The following is a 22,326-nucleotide window of genomic DNA, read 5'->3' on the forward strand; positions in this document are numbered from 1 at the left end:
CGGCGGGGGGTGCCTGATCACCTTCGCGGACGCCCGCGCGGTACGGTCGGTCGCCGCGCGTGGCGAGGACGTGGCAGGCTCGCAGACGACGGGCCCGACGGGCGGCACCGTGGGAGGAGCGGACACCGTGCATGTGGTGATCATGGGCTGCGGCCGGGTCGGGTCGACCCTCGCCCACAGCCTGGAGTCCCGGGGGCACTCGGTGGCGGTGATCGACCAGGACGCCGACGCGTTCCGCCGGCTCAGCCCCGACTTCGCCGGCATCACCGTGACCGGCGCGGGCTTCGACGGCGAGGTGCTGCGCCAGGCCGGCATCGAGCGGGCGGACGCCTTCGCCGCGGTCTCCAGCGGCGACAACTCCAACATCATCTCGGCCCGGCTGGCCCGCGAGACGTTCGGCGTGTCCCGGGTCGCGGCCCGCATCTACGACCAGCGCCGCGCCCAGGTCTACGAGCGGCTCGGCATCCCCACCGTGGCCACCGTCCGGTGGACCGCCGACCGGATGCTGCGGCACCTGGTCCCCGAGGGCAACGTCGAGATCTTCCGGGACCCGACCAGCACCGTGTCGATCCTCGAGGTGCCGGTGCACAAGGACTGGATCGGCCGGCCGCTGCGGCAGCTGGAGGAGTCGGCCGGGGCCCGGGTGGCGTACCTGATCCGGTTCGGGATCGGCACGCTCCCCACCGCCTCCACCGTGGTGCAGGAGGGCGACCAGGTCTTCATGCTGGTGACCGACGACATCGTCGCCTCGGTCACGTCGGTGGCGGCGACGCCGCCGGAAGGAGGGCACTGAGCATGCGCATCGCCATCGCCGGCGCCGGCAACGTGGGCCGGTCCATCGCCCAGGAGCTGATCGACAACGGCCACCAGGTGATGCTGATCGAGCGGCAGCCCAAGATGCTCCGCCCGGACCGGGTGCCGGCCGCCGAATGGGTGCTCGCCGACGCCTGTGAGCTGGCCAGCCTGGAGGAGGCCAACGTCGCGGGCTGCGACGTGGTGGTCGCCGCCACCGGCGACGACAAGGTCAACCTGGTGGTCTCGCTGCTGGCCAAGACCGAGTTCGCGGTGCCCCGGGTGGTGGCCCGGGTGAACCGCGCCGAGAACGAGTGGCTCTTCACCGAGCAGTGGGGCGTCGACGTCGCGGTCAGCAAGCCGCGGGTGATGGCCGCCCTGGTCGAGGAGGCGGTGACCGTCGGCGACCTGGTCCGGCTGATGACCTTCCGGCAGGGCGAGGCGAACCTGGTCGAGATCACCCTGCCGCCCACCGCGCCCTACGTCGGGCAGCCGATCCACGCGGTGCCGATCCCCCGGGACGCCGCCCTGGTGGCGATCCTGCGCGGCAAGCGGGTGCTGGTGCCCAGCCTGGACGACCCGATCGAGGCCGGCGACGAGCTGATCTTCGTGTGCACCGCCGCCGTGGAGGACGAGGTACGCGCGGTGATCCTCGGCGCGGACAGCGTCGAGCGGACCCGCGGGGCCGGCTGAGCCGGGGTCACCGCCGGCCGCTCGGGGCGGCCGGCGGTCTCAGGCGCCGGGCAGCGGCGCCGGTGCGTTCTCCCGGGTCACCCGGCGCACCGTCCAGACCGTGATCAGCAGCAGCAGCGCGTACGGCGGGTAGCCCAGCGCGAGCCGGGCCACCCCCAGCGCGGTGTCCTGGTGGGCCAGGTAGAGCCCGGCCTGCACCCCCACCTTGGCCAGCCACACCACGCCCCAGAGCACGGTGAGCTGGGTGAAGGTGCGCACCATCCGCGGGTCGTCCCGCCACTCGGAGCGCCCCTTGGCGACCAGCACCGACCAGATCCAGCCCACCAGCGGCTGCCGGATCGCGGCCGAGACCAGCAGGGCCACGCCGTAGCCGATGCCGTAGAGGATGCCGGGGAGGTAGAAGTCCCGCTCCTCGCCGGTCCGCAGGGCGATGACCGCGCCGAAGGCGATGCCGACCAGCCCGTTGACGGCGTGCCGGACCGGCCGGCGCTGGGCCAGCCGCAGCCCGGCGATGAGCAACGCCACCACCACCGAGGCGATCACCGCGGGGCGCAGCTCGCCGATGACGTTGGCGATCACGAAGACCACCACGGGGATGCTCGACTCGACCAGGCCCCGCCAGCCGCCGATCTGGTCGGCCATCTGCTCGGTGAGGCTGGGCAGCCGCTCGTCGTCCTGCGGCTCCGCCTCGGGCCCGGCCGCCCGGTGCTGTCCGGTCGTCACTTCGGCGACTCCAGCTCGTAGTACGGGTTGTAGATCACCTTACGGTCGTCCCGCACGGCCACCCGGCCCCGGGCGGTGACGTGCCGGCCGGGCTCGATCCCGGCGATGTGCCGTCGCCCCAGCCAGACCAGCGTCACGACGTCACTGCCGTCGTAGAGGTCCGCCTCCAGGGTCGGCAGGTTGGTGCGGGGCGTGTAGACCACCGTGCGGAGCCGCCCGGCCACCGAGACCACCTGGCCCCGGCAGCAGTCGTGGGCGGGTGTGCCGCCGGACTCGGCGCTCTCCCGGCGCAGCTCCTGCGCCTCGATCTCGGCCTCGCTCGCGGTGAGCCGTTTCAGCAGCCGCCGCAGCGACACGCGGCCCTCGTCGGTCGTCATGACCTCCGCGTCACCCTCTCCACGCCGGCCGGTCGCACCGGCTCCGCTGACGGCCCCGGGATGCCGGAACCGTCCCGCCAGCGTACGCCGATCCGGCCGTGGGGCGGAGCCGGCGTCGCCCCCCGGAGCGGGACGACCGACGGACGCACGTCGGGCCCGGCACCGTCGACCTGCGTCGACGGGTCCGGGCCCGACGTGGTGGAAAACTCAGGCCTCGCGCGGGCCGGGTGCCGGGTGCTCGTGGTCGGCGTGCTCCGGGTCGGCCTGGTCGGCCACCTCGCGGGGCAGCCGCAGCGGCAGCGGCTCACGGACCGGCTTCGCCTCCTGACCCCGGTCGACCACCAGACCGTCGAGGCAGGTCGCCAGCGGACCGGCGGCGGCCGGGTCGGTCGCGGCGGCGCCCTGGTAGACGCCGCGGACCATCCAGCGCGGCCCGTCGATGCCGACGAAGCGCAGGTCGGTGATGCCGTCGGGGGTCCGCACCCGGGCGCGCAGCTCGGTGCCGTACTCCCCCTCGACCTCCTGGGCGGCGGCGCCGTCGTTGAACAGCGACTGCCGGATCTCCTCGCGCACCTCGTCCCAGATGCCCTCGGAGCGGGGTGCGGCGAAGACGCCGAGCTGGAGCGCGTTCTCGCCGTGGACCAGGACCACCTGCTGGATCACGCCCTGCGGGTCCGCCTGGACACGCACCTCGACCTCCGGCACCGCCGGGATCTGGAGGCTGCCGAGGTCGAGCCGGGGCACGTCGCCCGGCGCCTCGGCGGCGTCGTACGGCCCACGGGACGGCGCCGACTCCGCCGGGGAGTCCAGGACCTCCGTGGCCCGCTCGTCACGCGCGTGCCGACCGGTCTCGGCCCGCTTTCGGGAGAAGATCACTGCGCCCACCCTCCGCTGTTCGCACTCACCCTGCCACCTCTTCCGTCCGGCCGTCCGCCCGGTCCGGCGATTGCCGCCCGGCCGGCGCGGCCGACCCTTCCCGCCGTCCGTCCGGCGTGGTGCCGGGGGACGGGACCAGCCCGGCGTGTCCGCCGGTCGATCCGTGCCCACCGGCGCCCCGCCGGGAGGCGGGCAGCTCGGCCACCGGCTGGAAATCGGCCCGCTCGACCCGTTGGACGACGAGCTGCGCGATCCGATCGCCTCGGCTGATCTTCGCCGGTACCTCCCGATCATGGTTGATCAGGTTGACCAGGATCTCACCCCGGTAGCCGGCGTCGACCGTACCGGGCGCGTTGAGCACCGTCACGCCGAGCCTGGCCGCCAGGCCGGAGCGGGGGTGCACCAGGCCCACGTACCCCTCGGGGAGGGCGATCGCCACGCCGGTGGGGACCAGGGCCCGCCCGCCCGGGGGCAGCTCGACGTCCGCGGCGGCCACCAGGTCCGCACCGGCGTCGCCGGGATGGGCGTACGCCGGCAGCGGCAGCTCCGGATCGAGCCGGCGTACGGGCACGGGTACGACGTTCGTCACGCTCTTCCTCTTCCGTCCGGTCCTCGCGGGGTGACCCTGCCATCCTGCCCGTTGACCGGCCGATCGTGCGCCGTACCCTCGGAGTGTGAGCCAGTCGCCGTCCCCGACCCCCGCCCCCACGGTGGCCCCCGGGGCGTACGCGGAGCGGCTCACCGTCCCCTGGTGGTGGTGGCTGGGCGGGCTGGCGGTCGCCGGGCTGCTCGGCGCCGAGCTGTGGCTCGGCGCGACCGGGCCGCGCGCCTGGCTGCCCTTCGTGCTGCTGCTCCCGGCGACCGTGGCCGCGCTGGCCTGGCTGGGCCGGATCCGGGTCGCCGTCGCCGACGGCGAGCTGCGGGTGGACGACGCCCGCCTCCCGGTGCGACACGTCGCCGACGTGGTCCCGCTCGACGCGGCCGGGCGGCGTGAGGTGCTCGGGGTCGGCGCGGACCCGCTCGCCTTCGTGGTGCAGCGGCCGTGGATCGGCGGCGCGGTCCAGGTGGTGCTGGACGACCCGGCCGACCCGACGCCGTTCTGGGTGGTCAGCTCCCGGCACCCGGTCGAGCTGGCCGCCGCGCTCCTCGCGGCCCGCGACGCCGGCTGACCCGCCGGCCGGGTCAGCGCACCGCGCGGCGTGACCCCGGCAGGTCCCGCCCGGTACGCCGCAGGTCCTTGCGGAGCTGGTCGGCCAGGGTCCGGGTGGCCCGGCGGTTGAGGTAGCCGGCGACCGCGGCCCCGGTGAGGAACGGCCCGAGCGTGGTGAGGTTGCGACCGAAGCGCTTGAGCAGGGTGTCGCGCAGCTCCTTGCGGGCGGCGGTGCCGAGCACGGCGCTCACCCCCACCCCCGGCATCATCGGGTTGATGCCCCGTTGGCCCGCCCAGGACTGCACCAGGGCGACGGCGCGCTGGGTGCCCCCGGTGGGCAACGGCACCCGGTGCACCTCGTGCAGCTCGCCGATGAGCTTCAACTCGACCGCCACCACGGCCACCGTCTCGGCGGCCAGCAGCACGGGCGCGGAGAGCAGGGTGGGGGCGACGGTCCACTCGACCGCGGCGACCCCGCCGCCGGCGGCGCCGATACCGGCGGTGGCGCGGGCGGCGTTGCGGATAAGCCGCTCGGCGATCGCCTCGTCGTCCAGGCCGGGAAAGTGTCGGCGCAGCGTGGCCAGGTCCCGCACCGGGACGTGCGGGGCCACCTCGGCGACGGTGTCGACCAGCCAACGGACGGCGGAGCGGGGCTTGAACAGGTCGGCGACGCCGCGGGCCCGGGCCTGCCCGACCAGCCGGGTGAGCAGTTGGCGTCGCTGGCCCGGCTCGATGTGGTCCGCGGTCAACGCGGCGACGGTCGCGCCGAGCTGGTCGGCGTCGTCGGCCGGCCGCCTGTCACCGTCCGGGCGCGACTCGACGCCCGCCGTCGGGTCCTGCCCGGGACGGGCGTCCGTGCCGTCGGCACCGGGTCCACCGGTCCGCTCGCTGCGCTCGCTCACCCGTCCGCCCTCCCGCCGACGTGGAATCCGCTCGCTACGAGTCAAGCAGCAACCGGCCACCGGCGCACGGCGGCTCGAACAGCGGCGGCCTCGTCGAGGAGGCCGCCGCCGGTGACACGCGTCCGGATCAGACGCACTCGCGGCAGATCAGCTCGCCGTTACGCTCGACCGCCAGCTGGCTGCGGTGGTGGACCAGGAAGCAGCGGGCGCACCGGAACTCGTCCTGCTGCATCGGTAGCACCTTGACCGTGAGCTCTTCGTCGGCCAGGTCGGCGCCGGGCAGCTCGAAGCTCTCGGCCACCTCGGCCTCGTCGACGTCCACGGCGCCCGACTGTGAGTCGACGCGCCGTGCCTTGAGCTCTTCCAGGCTGTCCTCGCCGAGGTCGACCTCGTCGCGACGCGGGGCGTCGTAGTCGGTGGCCATCGGTTTCACTCTCCCATATCGATATGGTCGCTTCCGGTTGTAACGCCGGACGACGCTGTTTCGGTTCCGCTGGCCGGCCACCATTTGTGTCGGTCACCCGACCCGACGACCGGATGGGCCGGTGACCGCCAGGGGAACCTCCCCCGGCGAGCGCGGAACCTACCCCCCCTTTGGGCGAGGCATGTATACCGCCCTCGCGGCAGAGATGTACGCCCCTGCACGCCAAGTTGTTCCCAATGTGACTCAGGCGACACGAAGATAGGGGTAGTAGTACCCGGTTCCCCGGTGGCGCGCCGGTATGTCGGACTGTTTCCACGCGACAGCCGGACACCCGTTAACCTCAGCGGCGTACTCGACGGCCGGCGGGGCGGCCCGACCGCCGGCGCCCGCCACCACCCACCCACAGTACGGGGAGCGCCCAGATGAGTTTTGCGCGAGTGCGAGCACTCGTTGTCGTCGGTCTGCTGGCGGTCCTCGCCCTGGTCTTCGTCGTCGTCGCCGTGGTCCGCGACACGCAGAGCGCGGTGGGCACCGCCGAGGGCTGCCCGGAGGGCTGGCCGCTGGCCGACGTGCGGCTCCGGGAGCAGAAGGACGTCAAGATCAACGTCTACAACGCGACCGACGAGCCGGGGCTCGCGGGCAGCGTGGCCGACGACTTCCGCAACCGGAAGTTCCAGGTCAAGAAGGAGGGCAACGCCTCCAAGGGGATCGACAAGGTCGCGGTGCTGCGCTTCGGCCCCAAGGGCGTCGGGTCGGCCCACCTGCTGCGGGCGTACTTCCTCGACCAGGCCGACCAGCAGTTCGACATCAAGCGCAAGGACGACACGGTCGACGTGGTGCTCGGCAACGGCTTCCAGCAGCTGGCCACCACCACCGAGGTCAACCAGTCGCTCGGCGACCTCGGCTCACCGGAGGCCCCGGCCGGCACCTGCCCGATGCCGATCGACACCAAGTAGCCGGTCAGGGGCTCCCACCCGGGAGTCGGCACCGGCCGCCACGGAAGACGCGGCGGCGGTGTCAGGGGCCGCCGGAGGCGTCGAGCGCGGCGAGCCGGGTGTGCAGCGGCTCGTACAGCGCCGGCGGGGCGGCGAGCACCAGGTCCGGTCCGGCCGGCCGGCCCGCCAGCCCGGTCACCCGTAGCCCGGCCTCGACGGCGACCAGCCCGCCCGCGGCCAGGTCCCAGGCGGCCAGGCCCTTCTCGTAGTAGGCGTCGAGCCGCCCCTCCGCGGCCAGGCAGAGGTCCAGCGCGGCGGCGCCCAGCCGGCGGATGTCCCGGACGTGCGGGATCAGTCCGGCGACCACCCGGGCCTGGTGGCCACGGCGGCCGGCGTCGTAGCCGAAGCCGGTGCCGACCAGCGCCTGGCCCAGGTCCGTCTCGGTCGAGCAGCGCAGCCGTTCGCCGTCCCGCCAGGCCCCGCCGCCGGCGGTGGCGGTCCACTCCTCACCGGTGTGGATGTTGCGGACCACCCCGGCCACCACCCGCCCGTCCACCTCCGCCGCGAGCGAGACCGCGCAGTACGGCAGGCCGTACAGGTAGTTGACGGTGCCGTCGATCGGGTCGACGATCCAGCGCACCCCGCCGGCGTCGACCGGGGCGCCCTGGCCCGGGCCGTACTCCTCGCCGAGGACCGCGTCGTCCGGCCGCCGCTCGCCCAGCGCCGCCAGGACCTGGCGCTCCACCGCCCGGTCCGCGGCGGTGACCACATCTGTGACCGTGCTCTTGGTCGCCGCGACCCGGACCCCCTCGACCCGCATCCGGTACGCCGTGGCCGCCGCGTCCCGGGCGATCTCGATCGCGATCTCCAGCAGGTGCTGCGGCGCCGGCGTCGAGCGGCTCATGGTTCGTCCCCTTCCCGCACGTCCGGGACCTCCCGACTGTGCGCGGGTATCATCCTTACAAAGTCCACATCTGCGCCGAATCGGCGGTCCACGCCGCCGGTACGCCGTGCGGCGCAGGATGATCGCCGCAGACGGCGTTACAATTCACCCTGCCCACGCGCCACGGACCGCCAGCGACCGGCCGGCCCGGGACACGGGGGTCCCTCAACGACATCGTCCGGCACGGCGTTCCCTGCTGCGCGGGACGACCCGGCCGTGCTCGCTCTTCGCCTCCGGAAGGTCATTCGTGACAGAACCACGCCAGACCGGCGCCGACGTTCGCTCGCTCACCGACACGCTGATCGCCCATGCGCAGAGCGCCGGCGGCCAGCTCACGTCGGCTCAGCTCGCGCGCACCGTCGAGTCCGCCGAGGTGACCCCGGCCCAGGCCAAGAAGATCCTCCGCGCGCTCTCGGAGGCGGGAGTGACCGTGGTGGTGGACGGCTCCGCGAGCACCCGTCGTCGGGTCGCCGCCGCGCGCTCGGCCACCCCGGCGTCCCGGGCCACCACGGCCAAGACCACCAAGAAGGCCGCCGCCCCCGCCCCGAAGCAGGCCCCCGCCGCCGATGAGGCCCCGGCCCCCGCGCCGCGCAAGGCGACCGCCCGCAAGGCCGCCGGCACCACCGCCGAGGTGGCCGCCAAGGCCGCCGTGCCGGCCAAGGCCACCAAGGGCACCCGGGCGACCAAGGCCACGGTGGCGGCGAAGACCGCCGCGGCGAAGCCGGCCAAGGGTGAGGGCGCCGAGGGCGACATCGACCCGGAGGAGTTGGCCGCCGAGATCGAGGACGTGGTGGTCGAGGAGCCGGTCGAGCTGGCCAAGGCCGCCGAGACCGACGCCGCCGCCTCCGCCACGGACAACGACTTCGAGTGGGACGACGAGGAGTCCGAGGCGCTCAAGCAGGCGCGTCGCGACGCCGAGCTGACCGCCTCCGCGGACTCCGTCCGGGCCTACCTGAAGCAGATCGGCAAGGTCCCGCTGCTCAACGCGGAGCAGGAGGTCGAGCTGGCCAAGCGGATCGAGGCCGGCCTCTACGCCGCCGAGCGGCTGCGTGCCGCCGAGGAGGGCGAGGAGAAGCTCGTCCGCGAGATGGTGCGTGACCTCGGCTGGATCTCCCGGGACGGCGAGCGCGCCAAGAACCACCTGCTGGAGGCGAACCTCCGACTCGTGGTCTCGCTGGCCAAGCGGTACACGGGTCGCGGGATGGCCTTCCTCGACCTGATCCAGGAGGGCAACCTCGGCCTGATCCGCGCCGTCGAGAAGTTCGACTACACCAAGGGCTACAAGTTCTCCACGTACGCCACCTGGTGGATCCGCCAGGCCATCACCCGCGCCATGGCCGACCAGGCCCGCACCATCCGGATCCCGGTGCACATGGTCGAGGTGATCAACAAGCTCGGCCGGATCCAGCGCGAGCTGCTCCAGGACCTGGGCCGCGAGCCCACCCCGGAGGAGCTGGCCAAGGAGATGGACATCACACCCGAGAAGGTGCTGGAGATCCAGCAGTACGCTCGGGAGCCCATCTCGCTCGACCAGACCATCGGTGACGAGGGCGACAGCCAGCTCGGTGACTTCATCGAGGACTCGGAGGCCGTGGTCGCGGTCGACGCCGTCTCGTTCTCGCTGCTGCAGGACCAGCTCCAGCAGGTGCTGCAGACGCTCTCCGAGCGGGAGGCCGGCGTGGTACGCCTGCGCTTCGGCCTGACCGACGGCCAGCCGCGTACGCTGGACGAGATCGGGCAGGTCTACGGGGTGACCCGGGAGCGGATCCGCCAGATCGAGTCCAAGACCATGTCCAAGTTGCGGCACCCCTCGCGTTCCCAGGTGCTCCGCGACTACCTGGACTGACCGGTTCCCGTCAACCGGTCGTGTCGGTTTGATCACCAGCCGTAGAACACTCGATGGCGATCGGTCGGATGCCCGTATGTGATCGTTGACGTGGCACCCTTGGGGCACGGCACACTGTCTTCCCGTCATGTGTGACCTCGGTCCCCCGCGGGCACACAGGGAAGGCAGGACCCGAGAAGGGTGTTGCACGATAGGTGAGCAACGACCGAAGAGATTGTTCATCGGTGACGACCAGAGGAGGAAGGCGATGACCCCGACCCTCACGCCGCCGCCCGAGACGGTGGCTCCCCCAGCCGCCGATGAACGGTGCGACCGCTGCAATGCTGCCGGCAAGCTCCGGATCACTCTCTCGGGTGGGAGCGAGTTGGTGTTCTGTGGGCACCACGCGAACAAGTACGCCGAGGATCTCGTGAAGATCACGGTCAAGTACGCGACGGACCCGGAGTTCAGCTGGCGTGGCGCCGATCTGATGGCGAACTGAACCCGACCCAGATAACCGCGACAAAGCCGACCGGAGGCCCCTCAGGGAGCCTCCGGTCGGCTTTTCCGTAGCCGCCCCACACCCCGCACCTCGGGCGTTGATCATGGGGTCGGCGGCACTCTTCGAGATCGACACCGCCGCCAACCTCATGATCGACGGCCCGGAGCGGGGCGGTCAGAGGGTCTGGACGGTGGCTATCCGCTCTTCGAGCTGCTCGATGGTGGCCTGGGCGCTGGGCGGGCCGCCGCAGAGCCGGCGCAGCTCGGCGTGGATCTTGCCGTGCGGCTGGCCGGTACGGTGGTGCCGCGCCGCCACCAGAGCGTTCAGCTGCCGCCGGAGCGCCACCCGGCGCTGGGCGGCACTCATCGGTGCCACCGGCGCCGCCGGGGCGTCAGCGGCCGGCTCAGCGGTCCGGACGGCCGCCCGGCGACGCTGGGCGGCGAGTTGCTCGGCCTGCCGCTTGGTGAGCAGCATCGAGACCTGGTCGGCGGTGAGCAGACCGGGCAGGCCGAGGTATTCCTCCTCCTCGGGGGTGCCCGACTGGGCGGCGGTGCCGAACGAGGTGCCGTCGAAGATCACCTGGTCCAGCTCGGCCGTGGCGGAGAGCGCCGCGAAGCGCTTCTCCAGCTCACCGCTGGCCTGATCGTCCCGCTGGGCCCGCTCCAGCAGGTCGTCGTCGAAGCCCTCTTTCTCCTTCGGCTTGCCGAGCACGTGGTCCCGCTCGGCCTCCATCTCGCTGGCCAGCCCGAGCAGGTGCGGCACGCTGGGCAGGAAGACCGAGGCGGTCTCGCCGGAGCGGCGGGCCCGGACGAACCGGCCGATCGCCTGCGCGAAATAGAGCGGGGTGCTGGCGCTGGTCGCATAGACGCCGACGGCCAGGCGGGGGATGTCGACGCCCTCGGAGACCATCCGGACCGCGACCAGCCAGCGCTGCTCGGACGCCGCGAACGTCGCGATCCGCGCGGAGGCGCCCTGGTCGTCGGAGAGCACCACCGCGGCCTTCTCGCCGGTCACCTGCTCGATCAGCTTCGCGTACGAGCGGGCGGTCTGCTGGTCGCTGGCGATGATCAGGCCGCCCGCGTCGGCCATGCCGGCGTTGCGCAGCACGGTCAGCCGGGCGTCGGCGGCCCGCAGCACCTGCGGCATCCAGTCCCCGGCCGGGTCCAGCGCGGTCCGCCAGGCCTGGGCGACGAGGTCCTGGGTCATCGGCTCGCCAAGCCGGGCGGCCAGCTCCTCGCCCGCGTTGGTGCGCCACCGGGTCTCCCCCGAGTACGCCAGGAAGAGCACCGGCCGGACCACGCCGTCGCGCAGCGCGTCGGAGTAGCCGTAGACCGAGTCGGCGCGGGACCGGAGCAACCCGTCACCGCCCCGCTCGTAGCTGACGAAGGGGATCGGGTTGTCGTCGGAGCGGAACGGCGTACCGGTGAGCATCAGCCGGCGTACGGCGGGCTCGAAGGCGTTCTTGACCCCGTCACCCCAGGAGCGGGAGTCGCCGGCGTGGTGGATCTCGTCGAGGATGACCAGGGTGCGCCGGGTCATGGTGCGTCGGCGGTGGACCTGCGGCGCCATGCCGACCTGGGCGTACGTGACGACCGCGCCGTGGAAGTCGGCCGAGGAGTGCAGGTCGGCGTTGCGGAACGCGGCGTCGAGCTGGATCCCGACCCGGGCCGCGGCCTGCGCCCACTGGGTCTTCAGGTGCTCGGTCGGGGCGACCACGGTGACCGCCTCGACGGTGCCGTCGGCGAGCAGCTCGGCGGCGATCCGCAGGGCGAAGGTGGTCTTTCCCGCGCCGGGCGTGGCGACCGCGGTGAAGTCCTCGCTGCGTCGGCGCAGGTATTCCACCATCGCCTTGCGCTGCCAGGCCCGCAGGGGCGGGAACGTCTCGAGCACCGGCGTCCGGGCTGCCACCGCGAAGGCTCCTCTCCGACCGCACCATGGCGGACCCCGGCCGAGGGCCACGGGTACCGCCGCCCATGAAAACGCCTCCGCGCAGAAGATGCCGCGAAGGCCGACTCAGCATAACCAGCGGGGGCGGTTCGCCCCAGCCGACGCCACGCTGGTCACATCGGGGCACCCCGGGCCGGTCGCCCGGGTGCCGGGTGCGGCACCGCCGCGACGGGTGCCGGTGCCCGGCGGATCAGCCCTGCGGGCCGCGGGTGCCGGTGCGCGGGGGGCGCATCGTCGGCACCGGGGCGGACCAGCGCCGCCGCAGCGAGATCAGGCGCAGCGCGAAGACGAAGACGACCGCCCCGGTGAGCGGGCCCGTGGTGGCCTCCCCGTAGGTGGAGAGCAGGGCCACCACGATCGACCCGGCGAGGGCCGCCACCGCGTAGATCTCCCGGCGCAGCACCACCGGTATCTCGCCGGTGAGCAGGTCCCGGCCGAGCCCGCCGCCGATCGCGGTGATCATCCCGATCATGCAGGCGCCGACCGCCGGCACGTGGGCGTCGAGGGCCTTGAGGGTGCCGGTGACGGTGAACAGCCCGAGACCGGCGGCGTCCAGCACCAGGACGGTGGTGCGCAGCCGGGCGAGCTGGGGGTGCAGCCGGAAGACGGCGGCGGCGGTGACCGCCGCGGTCACCGCGTAGCGCCAGTCGGCGAAGGCCAGCGGCGGCACCTCGTCGATCGCCAGGTCGCGGAAGATCCCCCCACCGAGCGCCGCGACGACGCCGACGAAGACGACCCCGAAGAGGTCCAGCCGCTTCGCCACCGCCGCGGACGCGCCGGAGGCGGCGAAGACGGCCACCCCGGTGAGGTCGGCGAGGAGCAGGGCGGTGGAGGTGGTCACCGCCGCAGGTTACGTGGGCCGCTGAGGCGACCGCCCCGGATCACTCCCCCCAGGAGTCGTAGATCTCCTTGCACTTGGGGCAGACCGGTGATCCGGGCTTGGCGGCCTTGGTCACCGGGAACGTCTCGCCGCAGAGCGCCACCACGTACGTGCCCATGACGGCACTCTCCGCGATCTTCTCCTTGCGGACGTAGTGGAACATCTCCGGGCCGGTGTCGGCGTCCTTCAGCTCGGGACGCTCGAGAACCTCTGTGCTCACGTCGCACCTCCAACGGTCCAGTTTTGCAGGTCCGTCCGGCCCGGTCCACCTGGGCCCGGACCGGGAGCGGGCCGTAACGTAACGGAAGTGACCAACTTTCACATCCGTTACGGCACCGAGGTGGCCGCGGCCCTGCGTGACGGGCGACCGGTCGTCGCCCTGGAGAGCACCATCGTCTCGCACGGGCTCCCCCGACCCGACAACCTGCTGGTCGCCCGGCAGATCGAGCAGGCCGTCCGGGACGCCGGCGCGGTGCCGGCCACGATCGGCATGGTCGGCGGCGAGCTGGTGGTGGGCCTGGACGACGCGCAGCTGACCCGGCTCGCCACCGTCGACGGGGTCAGCAAGCTCTCCGTACGCGATCTCGCCGTGGCCGCCGCCACCGGCGCGGACGGCGCCACCACCGTGGCCGCGACCAGCGCGGTGGCCGCCGCCGCCGGGATCGGCGTCTTCGCCACCGGCGGCCTGGGCGGGGTGCACCGGGAGGCGGCGCAGACCTTCGACGAGTCCGCCGACCTGGTCACCCTGGCGCGGACCCCGATCGCGGTGGTCTGCGCCGGGGTGAAGTCGATCCTCGACGTGGGCGCCACCCTGGAGCGGTTGGAGACCCTCGGCGTCGGGGTGGTCGGCTACCGCACCCGCCGCTTCCCCGGCTTCTATCTCACCGACGCCGGCTTCGACCTGGACTGGTCGGTGGACTCGCCGGAGCAGGTGGCCGACGTGCTGGCCGCCCGGGACGCGCAGGCCGTGCACCACGGCGGGCTGATCGTGGCCAACCCGCTGCCGGTCGACGAGCAGCTCGACCCGGCGCTGCACGACCGCACCCTCACCGAGGGCCTGGCCCTGCTGGCCCGCGACGGGGTGACCGGCAAGGCGGTGACGCCGTTCCTGCTGGCCCACTTCCACGCCGCCACCGAGGGCGCCAGCCTCGCGGTGAACGTCCGGATCATCCTGCGCAACGCCGACCTCGCCGCCCGGATCGCGGTCGCCTCGGCGGCTCGTCGTACCGACGCCGTGGCATGAGCGCGGGGGCGCGGATCGTCGTCGTCGGCGACGTGATCACCGACGTGGTCGCGGTGCTCGCCGGGCCCCTCGCCACCGGGTCGGACACCGCCGCCGAGATCCGCTTCAGCGGCGGTGGGCAGGCGGCCAACACGGCGGCCTGGATCGCCGCGCAGGCGGTGCCGGTGACCCTGGTGGGCGCGGTCGGCGACGACGAGGCGGGGCGCGACCGGGTGGCCGAGCTGACCCGGGCCGGGGTGGACTGCGCGGTCGGCCGGCACGAGGGCTATCCGACCGGCACGGTCGTGGTGCTCACCCACGACGGGGAGCGGACCATGGTCAGCCAGCGCGGGGCGAACCTGCGGCTGACCGCCGGGCACGTCGACCGCGCGCTGACCGCCGCGCCCGACGCCGGGCACCTGCACCTGTCCGCGTACACCCTGCTGGACGCCGCGTCGCGCGGCGCGGGACTGCGGGCGCTCGCCGCCGCCCGCGAGCGCGGGCTGACCACCAGCGTCGACGCGGCCTCCGCGGCGCCGCTGCGCCGGGTCGGCGCCGCGGCCTTCCTGACCTGGGTACGCGACGTCGACCTGCTGCTGGTCAACGCGGACGAGGCGACGGTGCTGGCCGGCGGCCTGGACCCGGCGGCGCAGGCCCGGGCGCTGTCGGCGACGGCCCATCGGGTGGTGGTGAAGCGCGGCGCGGCCGGGGCGATCTGGGTGGACCGGGGCGGCCCGGTCGTCGGCTCGCCCGCCCGGCGGGTGCCCGTGGCCGACGTCACCGGCGCCGGTGACGCGTTCGCCGCCGGACTGCTCACCGCCTGGCTGGCCGGTGCCGCGCCGGAGGCCGCGCTGGCCCGGGCCGGCGACCTCGGCGCGCTGGCCGTCTCCACCGTCGGCGCCCGCCCGGCTCCCTGACGACACCCGGTGTGCCCCCGACGGGCGCCCCGGGTCGGCGGCGCGCCGGCCCGAGGCGCCCGGGTGATCAGTTCCGGCGAGCAGCGCGCCGGGTGCCGGGCTCGGCAAGCTCGATGATGGTGCCGAGGTTGTCGGTGACGAACGCGATGCGCTGACCGATCGCCGCCACCTGCATGGGGCCGCCGATCAGCGGCACGTCGAGGTCGCGCAGCCGGGCGACGGTCGCGTCGAGATCGTCGACGGCGAGGCAGAAGTGGTGCAGTCGCGCCGGGTCCATGCTCGTCAGGGCGTCCCGGGTCGGTGCCTGACGATCCGCTGCGCCGGCCAGGAGCTCGATCTTGACAGGGCCGTTGACGAGGTAGACGAACGTCGTGCCGTGGGACTCGAACCGCTGGTCGGTATGACCGCCGACGGGACGACGCTGGGTGCGACCCTGCGCGCCTGGCGCGACCGCCTGTCTCCCGCGGCAGCGGGATTGCCGAGTCGACACGCACGCCGGGCGAAGGGCCTGCGCCGGGAGGAACTCGCGGAACTCGCCGGGGTCTCGGTCGACTACGTCGTCCGCCTGGAGCAGGGGCGCTCCACCACCCCGTCGGCGCAGGTCGTCGCCGCGCTCGCCCGCGCCCTGCAGCTCACCGACTCGGAACGGGACCATCTCCACCGGCTGGCCGGTCTCGCCGCGCCGTCCCACGCGGAGCCCTCCGACCATCTCCCGCCCGGTCTCCAGCGCCTCCTCAACCGGCTGGACGACACCGCCACCGCGGTCTTCGCGGCGGACTGGCAGCTGATCTGGTGGAACCGTGGTTGGGCGGCACTGTTGGGGGACCCGTCGTCGACACCGCCGCCGCTGCGCAACTTCGCTCGCGACACTTTTCCGGTCGACGACGCGGGACCCCGCCTGTCGCACTGGCCGGTGACCTCGCTCGCCCAGGACACGGTCGAGTCGGCCGTCGTGTCCGACCTGCGCCGGGCGACCGGACGCTTCCCGGAGAGCCCCCGACTGACCGGCCTGATCCGGCTCCTCACCACGGGCAACGCACGCTTCGCGGAGCTGTGGGCCGCCGGCGCGGTCGGCGCCCACCGCGAGGACCACAAGATCGTCCAACACCCTGCGGTCGGCCCGATCGCGGTGGACTGCGACGTGATCACCGACGGCGACGCCGAACGGAAGATCGTCGTCCTGACGGCGGCGCCGGAGAGCGCGGACGAGACCCGGTTCCGGCTGGCGCTGCTGTCCGGCGTCCCCGCTTAGGGCTCGACGTCGATGATCTTGTGGGGGCGTTCCTCGGTGGTGAGGCTCATCGGCGGGGCCTCGTCGCGCGCCCGAGCCTGGAACCGGTGGGCGAGCCGGTGCTCCTCCTTCGGCGGGCGGTCGTTGGCCAGCAGCACCGCCAGCCAGGGGATGAGCACCATGCCCAGGCCGCACAGCGGCAGCCAGAGCCAGAGCAGGGGGGCCTTCACGCCGACCAGGATCGCACCGGCCACCAGGCAGGCGACCCGGACGCCCATCATCAGCACGTAACGCTTCTGCCGGCTGGTGAGCTGGTCGTCCTGGCTGCGCGAGGCGTCGGTGATCAGGATCGGCTGGTACGCCTGACGCTTCACCACGGACCTCCTCGAGGGGATTACGACCCATCCTGTCACTCCCGGGCGTTGATCAGCGAAAATCGACTCATCCCGGGTGCGTGTTACGCGCGTGGTACGCTCCGCTCGTGGGCAGCCGGTACAGCTTCACCGACGAGGCGTTGGCCAACCTGCGGGTCTACGACGTCACGCCCGGGGAGGTCTGGGAGGCCCTGCACAGCACGCGGCGGGTCATCCGGCACCTCGGCGACGACGTGATGGTCGTCTACGCGGTCTCCCACCGGGGACGACGACTCGCCGTGCTGCTCGCCGAGGCCGACGGCGCCGACCACGACTGGGACGTCCTCTCCGCCCGCGAGCTGAGCGACGTCGAGGCGAAGCGCTACGACGAGGCCGTACGGAGATCTCGCCGATGAGGAGGCGGTCACGATGAACCGGAACGAGGCGACCAAGCGGTTCCACGACGACGGCGCGCTCGCCGACCTGATCGACGAGAGTCAGCCGGTGGAGCTGCCCACCCCCGACACCGACGTGCCGATGGTCAGCCGCTCGGTACGCCTCCCCCTGGAGACGTACGAGCGGGTCCGGGCCGCCGCCGACGCCCGGGGGATCGGCGTGACCACCCTGATGCGCCAGTGGATCGAGGCCGGCCTGGCCGAGCTGGACGACTCGGCGACCGTCTCGCTCGCCGACGTCCGCCGGGCGCTGGCCGCGCTCTCCCGCCCCACCGCCGCCTGAGCCCTACAGCGGCGACGCCGGCTCCTCCGCCGGCCGCCCCCGCGCCCGCCACGCGTCGCCGGCCGCGATCCCGGCCAGCACCAGCGCGCTGAGCCCCAGCACGGTGACCGGCGACAGCAGACGCCCCAGCGGGGCCAGCGCCAGCAGCACCACCACCCCGACGACCCGGGTCCGCGACACCCGCCCGAAGATCTCGTACTCGAAGCGGGCCCGGGCGGCCAGGAAGAGCGCCGGCCCGCCGGTCACGAAGACCGGCCACCCCGGCGCCGCACCCCCGTACGGGTGGACGATGACCAGCTCGTAGCCGACGCCGGTGAGCAGCACCCCGACCACGATCAGCAGGTGCGTCCAGCTCGCCGACTCGCCCAGCACCCCCGGCCGGCGGGCCTCCCGGATGGCGTCCGCCAGCACGTGCCCGGCCCGGTGGAAGTAGATCCGCCACAGCAGCACCGTGGTGAGGAACGACAGCGTGAAGGCGAGCGCCCGGTCGGCGGAGTACGCGGCGCCGCTGAAGGTCAGCCCGATGATCAGGATCGTCTCGCCCAGCGAGATCAGGAAGAACTGCTGGTAGCGCTCGGCCAGGTGCTCGCCCGCGACGGCCCAGCCGGAGGCCCGCGCCGCCCCCCGGCCCGGCAGCGGCCAGCCGAGCGCCAGCCCGACGTAGTCCCAGGCGAGGGCGAGCGTCCAGAGCACCTCCTGCGCCGTCGGCACCAGGGCGCCGACCAGCCACGGCACCGCGCCGAAGCCGGCCCAGACCATGATCCGCGCGGTGACCGACCGGCGCGGATGGCCGCGCAGGGCCAGGGTGAGGAAGAGCGGGCGGCCGACCTGGATCACCACGTACGCCAGCGCGAAGGTCAGCGCCCGTCCGCTGAACGCCCGGGGCGCGGCGACCGCCATCACCAGGCTGCCGAACATCGAGGCGACGACGACGAACTGGATGGCCGCCTGTTCCGGCTCGTAGCGGCTGGTCACCCAGGCCGCCACCGTCCAGACCATCCAGAGCGCGAGGAAGAGCAGCACGGTCTGCGCCGACTCCCGGAACGGGTCGCGCCCGTGCGTCGACACGTCGTCGATGAGCCGCTGCGAGATCCGGGTCAGGGCGAAGACGAAGGCCAGGTCGAAGAAGAGCTCCAGGAAGGTCGCCCGGGTCGCGCTGACGCCGCCGCGCAGCAGCGCCGAGCCCCGCTCGTCCACCGGTCCCCCGCCCGTCGCCGCCGTCGCGGAACACAACGACCGGGGGTACGCGCCGGTTGCGTCAGCCCTTCGCGGCCTTCGCCGCCGCCTTCGTCTGCTGCTTGTACTCCCGCACCCGGCGCAGCGACTCCGTGTCGGTGACGTCCGCCACCGACCGGTACGCGTCCGCGTCGCCGTACCCGCCGGCCGCCTCCCGCCAGCCCGTCGGGGTCACCCCGAACCGCTTGCCGAGCAGGGCCACGAAGATCTGCGCCTTCTGCTTCCCGAAGCCGGGCAGCTCGGCGACCCGACGCAGCAGCTCCGGCCCGTCGGCCGCCTCGGACCAGAGCCGGGCCGGGTCGCCGTCGTACCGGTCGACGAGGACCTGGCAGACCTCCTGCACCCGGGCCGCCATCGCCTTGGGGAACCGGTGCAGGGCGGGCGGCCCGGCGAAGAGGGCGACCAGGGCCTCCGGGTCGTACCCGGCCAGTTCCCGGGCGTCCGGCTCGTGACCGAGCCGGGTGGCCAGCACGTACGGCGAGGAGAACGCCTTCTCCATCGGCACCTGCTGGTCGAGGACCATCCCGAGCAGCAGTGCGAGCGGACTGCGGGCGAGCAGTTCGTTGGCTGCCGGGTCGATGGGCAGAGACAGCGTCATGCCCCCATCCTGCCGCGTCGTACGCCGTCGGCCGGGTCGACTCCCCGACGGCATCCGGCCCGGCGGACAGGGGTGGTGTCCGCCGGGCCGGATGCGCTCCGGGTGGTGCCGGGACCGGGCGGGGCGAGCGCGCCGGTCGAGGCGGTCAGTTGACGACGAAGAGCAGCCGGTTCGGCGAGCCGCTGCCCGGGCTGGTCACCTTGCCGGTGGTGGCGTTGGTGGTGAGGTAGCTGGCCACCTGCGCCGGGGTGTAGCCGGGGTTGGCGCCGAGCACGAGGGCCGCCGTGCCGACCACGTGCGGGGTGGCCATCGAGGTGCCGCTGATCGTGTTGGTGCCGGTGTCGCTGCTGTTCCAGTCCGACGTGATCGACGAGCCGGGGGCGAAGATGTCCAGGCAGGAGCCGTAGTTCGAGTACGAGGCACGGGCGTCGCTGCTGGTGGTGGCGCCGACGGTGATGGCCGAGGCGACCCGGGCCGGCGAGTAGTTGCAGGCGTTGGCTCCCGAGTTGCCGCCCGCGATGCCGTACGTGACGCCGGAGCTGATCGAGCTGGCCACCGCGTTGTCCAGGGTGGTGCTGGCGCCACCGCCGAGGCTCATGTTGGCCACCGCCGGCTTGACCGCGTTCGAGGTGACCCAGTTGACGCCGCTGACCACGCCGGAGGTGCTGCCGCTGCCGGAGCAGTTGAGCACCTTCACCGCGATCAGCCGGACGCCCTTGGCGACGCCGTACTTCGCGCCGCCGACGGTGCCGGCGACGTGCGTGCCGTGGCCGTTGCAGTCGGTGTTGTTGGTATCCACCGTGTTGGTGCCCCAACTGGCCCGGCCGCCGAAGTCGCTGTGGGTGATCCGGATCCCGGTGTCGATGATGTACGCCCGCACGTTGGTGGCGGTGTTCGGGTAGGTGTAGGAGCCGTTGAGCGGCAGGCTGCGCTGGTCGATCCGGTCCAGCCCCCAGGTCGCCCCGGTCTGGGTGCCCTGGGCGGTGACCACCCGGTCCTGCTCGACGTACGCGACGGCCGGGTCGGCGGCGAGGCGGCGTGCCTGGCCGACGCTCATCTTCGCGCTGTAACCGGTCAGCGCGGCGCTCCACACGTCGCCGACGGCCCCGCCGTACCGCTTGCTGAGGGTGGCGGCGCGGGCCGGGACGGCGGTGCGGGCAGCGAGGCTGTTGGCGGCGCCGACGGCGTCGCCCTTGAGCACGACGAGGTAGCTGCCGCTGATCGCGTCCGGGGCCCCGGCGTTGCGGATCTGACCGGTCGGCGCGGCGAGGGCGGGGGTGGCGGCGGCGGTGAGGGCCGCGGCGGCGGCCGTGACGGCGAGCGCGCGCAGCACGCGACGCCGGGGGACGGACACGTCGGACATCGTCTGACTCCCTACCGGGTGCGCCCGGGCTCCGGCGGTGCCCACCGGGCGATCCCCATCGACGGATGTTGCCCGAGATGTTAGTCACACATCGATGAACGTTAAAGAGATAACGGCCGATGAATGCAGCTCGCGGTATGGAAGTGCCGGGTGGCGGCCACCGCGGGCCTCGGGCGAGGCAGGATGGCGACGTGGAACACGACATGCTGCTCTCCCCCGCCGGCGTCGAGGCGCTGCGCACCGCGCTGACCCGGGCCGGGTTCACCTCGAACGGCATCGCCGGCCGGCTGGGCCCGCAGGCCACCGGTGGGGCCGCCCGCAACGACTTCCGCGCGGCGCTGCGCGCCACCGAGGACCGGGATCCCCTCGCCACGCTGATCCGGGTCTTCATCTGCGACCAGACCGAGTCGGAGGCCGCGGTGGCGGCCGCCCTCGCGCCGCTGCCGGTCGAGGAGGCCCTGGCCGGCGGGATCGTCGAACGGCACGGCGACGGCCTGCGCGCCGGCGTCGACCTGGAGCCGTACGGGGACGACTGGTGGGTGCTCGCCGACGTGCCGGCCAGCGCCCGACCGGGCAAGCCCCTGCACAGCGAACACGTGCTCGGCATCGGCGGGGCCACCCAGACGCTGATCGGCGCGACCGTCCGCCGCCCGGTGCAGACCGCGCTGGACCTCGGCACCGGCTCCGGCGTGCAGGCGCTGCACCTGGCCACCCACGCCCGGCGGGTCACCGCCACCGACGTCTCAGAGCGGGCGCTGCGCTTCGCCGCCACCACCGCCGCCCTCAACGGCCAGGACTGGGAGCTGCTCCGCGGCGACCTGGTCGCCCCGGTCGCCGGTCGCCGCTTCGACCTGGTGGTCAGCAACCCGCCCTTCGTGGTCGGCCCCGGCACCACCACGCACGTCTACCGGGACTCCGGCCGGGTCGGCGACGCGATCGGCGCGGAACTCGCCGCCGCCGCCCCGCACCTGCTCACCGAGGGCGGCACCATGCAGTACCTGGCCAACTGGGTGCACGTCACCGGCGAGGACTGGGGCGAGCGGGTGGCCGGCTGGTTCGCCGGCACCGGGCTGGACGCCTGGGTGATCCAGCGCGAGGTGGCGGACCCGATGGCGTACGTCAACCTCTGGCTCACCGACGTCGGCCACACCCACGACCCGCAGCGGATGGCGGACTGGCTGGACTGGTTCGACGCGCACAAGGTGGAGGCGATCGGGTTCGGCATCGTCTCGCTGCGCCGCTCCGGCCGGGACGAGCCGATCGTCCGGGTGGAGGACCTGCGGCAGCGGGTGGAGCCGCCGATGGGCGACCGGATCGCCGCCTGGTTCGACCGCCAGGACTGGCTCCGGGTACGTGACACCGACGCGCTGCTCGCCGCGCGCTACCGGGCCGCCGAGGGCCTCCAGCTGCGGCAGGAGGCCACCATGGGCGACGAGGGCTGGGCGGTGGACCGGCAGGTGCTCGCCATGCCGCACGGGCTGCGCTGGTCGGAGGAGGTCGACCCGTTGGTGCTCGCCCTGGTCGGCGGTGCGGACGGTCGGCTGGCCCTGCGCGACCAGCTCGCGCTGCTCGCCGCCGCGCACGACGTGGTCCCGGAGGAGCTGGCCGAGGCGGCCGGCCCGATCGTGACCCACCTGGTCGAGCGCGGCATCATCGAGCCGGTGGACCCGGCCCTCGGCGACGGGCCGGCGCGCTGATG

General features: G+C 73.7%; 27 protein-coding genes. 12 read left to right on the forward strand and 15 right to left on the reverse strand.

The genetic code is table 11. The annotated features are described in order from the left end of the window. Positions 1-127 precede the first annotated feature (127 nt). Together ABUL08_RS15640 and ABUL08_RS15645 are read left to right on the forward strand one after the other, a co-directional pair. The gene (locus ABUL08_RS15640) at positions 128-793 is read left to right on the forward strand and encodes a potassium channel family protein (protein WP_350930652.1); all 666 of its coding nucleotides are present in this window, start codon (positions 128-130) and stop codon (positions 791-793) included. Between the two features lie 2 nt (positions 794-795). After that, a complete protein-coding gene (locus ABUL08_RS15645) occupies positions 796-1,485 on the forward strand; it encodes a potassium channel family protein (RefSeq protein WP_350930653.1) in 690 nt (229 codons plus the stop codon). Between the two features lie 39 nt (positions 1,486-1,524). Here the strand turns inward: ABUL08_RS15645 and ABUL08_RS15650 are convergent, their stop codons facing one another. The 4 genes from ABUL08_RS15650 to dut all read right to left on the reverse strand — a co-directional run bounded on the left by ABUL08_RS15650 (position 1,525) and on the right by dut (position 4,050). After that, the gene (locus tag ABUL08_RS15650; RefSeq protein WP_350930654.1) at positions 1,525-2,208 is read right to left on the reverse strand and encodes a DUF3159 domain-containing protein; all 684 of its coding nucleotides are present in this window, start codon (positions 2,206-2,208) and stop codon (positions 1,525-1,527) included. Next, positions 2,205-2,585 (reverse strand): OB-fold nucleic acid binding domain-containing protein, encoded by a 381-nt coding sequence (locus tag ABUL08_RS15655; RefSeq protein ID WP_350930655.1) that lies wholly within the window; start codon positions 2,583-2,585, stop codon positions 2,205-2,207. Before ABUL08_RS15655 ends, ABUL08_RS15650 begins: the two co-directional genes overlap by 4 nt. 207 nt (positions 2,586-2,792) lie before the next feature. Then, on the reverse strand, positions 2,793-3,461 hold the full coding sequence (locus ABUL08_RS15660; protein ID WP_350930656.1) for a DUF3710 domain-containing protein: 669 nt from the start codon (positions 3,459-3,461) through the stop codon (positions 2,793-2,795). Positions 3,462-3,486: 25 nt separating this feature from the next. Next, positions 3,487-4,050, reverse strand: coding sequence for a dUTP diphosphatase (gene dut, locus ABUL08_RS15665; RefSeq protein ID WP_350930657.1), 564 nt, complete (start codon positions 4,048-4,050; stop codon positions 3,487-3,489). An 85-nt stretch (positions 4,051-4,135) separates the two neighbouring features. Here dut and ABUL08_RS15670 point away from each other — a divergent pair, with 85 nt between their 5' ends. Beyond that, the gene (locus tag ABUL08_RS15670; RefSeq protein ID WP_350930658.1) at positions 4,136-4,630 is read left to right on the forward strand and encodes a DUF3093 domain-containing protein; all 495 of its coding nucleotides are present in this window, start codon (positions 4,136-4,138) and stop codon (positions 4,628-4,630) included. Between the two features lie 13 nt (positions 4,631-4,643). Here ABUL08_RS15670 and ABUL08_RS15675 read toward each other — a convergent pair whose 3' ends face one another. Then, positions 4,644-5,513 (reverse strand): hypothetical protein, encoded by an 870-nt coding sequence (locus tag ABUL08_RS15675; RefSeq protein ID WP_350930659.1) that lies wholly within the window; start codon positions 5,511-5,513, stop codon positions 4,644-4,646. Positions 5,514-5,640: 127 nt separating this feature from the next. Then, a complete protein-coding gene (locus ABUL08_RS15680; protein ID WP_007075406.1) occupies positions 5,641-5,937 on the reverse strand; it encodes a DUF4193 domain-containing protein in 297 nt (98 codons plus the stop codon). A 437-nt stretch (positions 5,938-6,374) separates the two neighbouring features. Between ABUL08_RS15680 and ABUL08_RS15685 the strand changes: the two genes are divergently transcribed. Then, the gene (locus tag ABUL08_RS15685; RefSeq protein WP_350938642.1) at positions 6,375-6,893 is read left to right on the forward strand and encodes a LytR C-terminal domain-containing protein; all 519 of its coding nucleotides are present in this window, start codon (positions 6,375-6,377) and stop codon (positions 6,891-6,893) included. 61 nt (positions 6,894-6,954) lie between these two features. Here the strand turns inward: ABUL08_RS15685 and ABUL08_RS15690 are convergent, their stop codons facing one another. Beyond that, positions 6,955-7,776 (reverse strand): inositol monophosphatase family protein, encoded by an 822-nt coding sequence (locus ABUL08_RS15690; RefSeq protein WP_350930660.1) that lies wholly within the window; start codon positions 7,774-7,776, stop codon positions 6,955-6,957. A 286-nt stretch (positions 7,777-8,062) separates the two neighbouring features. Here ABUL08_RS15690 and ABUL08_RS15695 point away from each other — a divergent pair, with 286 nt between their 5' ends. Together ABUL08_RS15695 and ABUL08_RS15700 are read left to right on the forward strand one after the other, a co-directional pair. Then, entirely contained in the window at positions 8,063-9,661 is a 1,599-nt protein-coding gene (locus ABUL08_RS15695; RefSeq protein ID WP_350930661.1) for an RNA polymerase sigma factor, read from the forward strand. 247 nt (positions 9,662-9,908) lie between these two features. After that, a complete protein-coding gene (locus tag ABUL08_RS15700; RefSeq protein ID WP_242797965.1) occupies positions 9,909-10,142 on the forward strand; it encodes a DUF7455 domain-containing protein in 234 nt (77 codons plus the stop codon). Positions 10,143-10,316: 174 nt separating this feature from the next. Here ABUL08_RS15700 and ABUL08_RS15705 read toward each other — a convergent pair whose 3' ends face one another. The 3 genes from ABUL08_RS15705 to ABUL08_RS15715 all read right to left on the reverse strand — a co-directional run bounded on the left by ABUL08_RS15705 (position 10,317) and on the right by ABUL08_RS15715 (position 13,189). After that, positions 10,317-12,050 carry a DEAD/DEAH box helicase gene (locus ABUL08_RS15705; RefSeq protein WP_350930662.1) on the reverse strand — a complete coding sequence of 578 codons (1,734 nt, stop codon included), beginning with the start codon at positions 12,048-12,050 and terminating at the stop codon, positions 10,317-10,319. A 229-nt stretch (positions 12,051-12,279) separates the two neighbouring features. Beyond that, positions 12,280-12,930 (reverse strand): trimeric intracellular cation channel family protein, encoded by a 651-nt coding sequence (locus tag ABUL08_RS15710; protein WP_350930663.1) that lies wholly within the window; start codon positions 12,928-12,930, stop codon positions 12,280-12,282. Positions 12,931-12,970: 40 nt separating this feature from the next. After that, positions 12,971-13,189 (reverse strand): DUF3039 domain-containing protein, encoded by a 219-nt coding sequence (locus ABUL08_RS15715; protein ID WP_210834337.1) that lies wholly within the window; start codon positions 13,187-13,189, stop codon positions 12,971-12,973. Positions 13,190-13,276: 87 nt separating this feature from the next. Between ABUL08_RS15715 and ABUL08_RS15720 the strand changes: the two genes are divergently transcribed. Then, complete coding sequence (locus ABUL08_RS15720; protein WP_350930664.1) at positions 13,277-14,212, forward strand: pseudouridine-5'-phosphate glycosidase; 936 nt, start codon at positions 13,277-13,279, stop codon at positions 14,210-14,212. Further along, positions 14,209-15,108: a carbohydrate kinase family protein gene (locus ABUL08_RS15725; RefSeq protein WP_350930665.1), complete on the forward strand. Its 900-nt coding sequence runs from the start codon at positions 14,209-14,211 to the stop codon at positions 15,106-15,108. Before ABUL08_RS15720 ends, ABUL08_RS15725 begins: the two co-directional genes overlap by 4 nt. 67 nt (positions 15,109-15,175) lie before the next feature. On the opposite strand, the gene ABUL08_RS15730 is transcribed toward ABUL08_RS15725, so the two are convergent. Beyond that, complete coding sequence (locus ABUL08_RS15730; protein WP_350930666.1) at positions 15,176-15,598, reverse strand: VOC family protein; 423 nt, start codon at positions 15,596-15,598, stop codon at positions 15,176-15,178. On the opposite strand from ABUL08_RS15730, the gene ABUL08_RS15735 reads away from it, so the two are divergent. Beyond that, entirely contained in the window at positions 15,485-16,360 is an 876-nt protein-coding gene (locus ABUL08_RS15735) for a helix-turn-helix transcriptional regulator (RefSeq protein WP_350930667.1), read from the forward strand. The genes ABUL08_RS15730 and ABUL08_RS15735 overlap by 114 nt on opposite strands. Here the strand turns inward: ABUL08_RS15735 and ABUL08_RS15740 are convergent. Continuing rightward, complete coding sequence (locus tag ABUL08_RS15740; RefSeq protein ID WP_350938644.1) at positions 16,357-16,713, reverse strand: DUF3099 domain-containing protein; 357 nt, start codon at positions 16,711-16,713, stop codon at positions 16,357-16,359. The two genes, ABUL08_RS15735 and ABUL08_RS15740, sit on opposite strands and share 4 nt — an antisense overlap. Before the next feature lie 107 nt (positions 16,714-16,820). On the opposite strand from ABUL08_RS15740, the gene ABUL08_RS15745 reads away from it, so the two are divergent. Both ABUL08_RS15745 and ABUL08_RS15750 read left to right on the forward strand, forming a co-directional pair. After that, positions 16,821-17,108, forward strand: coding sequence for a hypothetical protein (locus tag ABUL08_RS15745; RefSeq protein ID WP_350930668.1), 288 nt, complete (start codon positions 16,821-16,823; stop codon positions 17,106-17,108). Between the two features lie 13 nt (positions 17,109-17,121). Further along, positions 17,122-17,430: a hypothetical protein gene (locus tag ABUL08_RS15750; protein ID WP_350930669.1), complete on the forward strand. Its 309-nt coding sequence runs from the start codon at positions 17,122-17,124 to the stop codon at positions 17,428-17,430. 3 nt (positions 17,431-17,433) lie between these two features. Here the strand turns inward: ABUL08_RS15750 and ABUL08_RS15755 are convergent, their stop codons facing one another. The 3 genes from ABUL08_RS15755 to ABUL08_RS15765 form a co-directional block, all read right to left on the reverse strand. Then, positions 17,434-18,663 (reverse strand): low temperature requirement protein A, encoded by a 1,230-nt coding sequence (locus tag ABUL08_RS15755; RefSeq protein WP_350930670.1) that lies wholly within the window; start codon positions 18,661-18,663, stop codon positions 17,434-17,436. Positions 18,664-18,688: 25 nt separating this feature from the next. Further along, positions 18,689-19,264, reverse strand: a complete 576-nt coding sequence (locus ABUL08_RS15760; RefSeq protein ID WP_350930671.1) for an HhH-GPD-type base excision DNA repair protein — start codon at positions 19,262-19,264, stop codon at positions 18,689-18,691. 145 nt (positions 19,265-19,409) lie between these two features. Next, positions 19,410-20,627, reverse strand: coding sequence for a S8 family peptidase (locus ABUL08_RS15765; RefSeq protein ID WP_350930672.1), 1,218 nt, complete (start codon positions 20,625-20,627; stop codon positions 19,410-19,412). 203 nt (positions 20,628-20,830) lie between these two features. Between ABUL08_RS15765 and ABUL08_RS15770 the strand changes: the two genes are divergently transcribed. Next, positions 20,831-22,324, forward strand: coding sequence for a DUF7782 domain-containing protein (locus ABUL08_RS15770; RefSeq protein WP_350938646.1), 1,494 nt, complete (start codon positions 20,831-20,833; stop codon positions 22,322-22,324). The last annotated feature ends 2 nt before the right edge of the window (positions 22,325-22,326 follow it).

This window comes from Micromonospora sp. CCTCC AA 2012012, assembly GCF_040499845.1.
Taxonomy (GTDB): domain Bacteria; phylum Actinomycetota; class Actinomycetes; order Mycobacteriales; family Micromonosporaceae; genus Micromonospora; species Micromonospora mangrovi.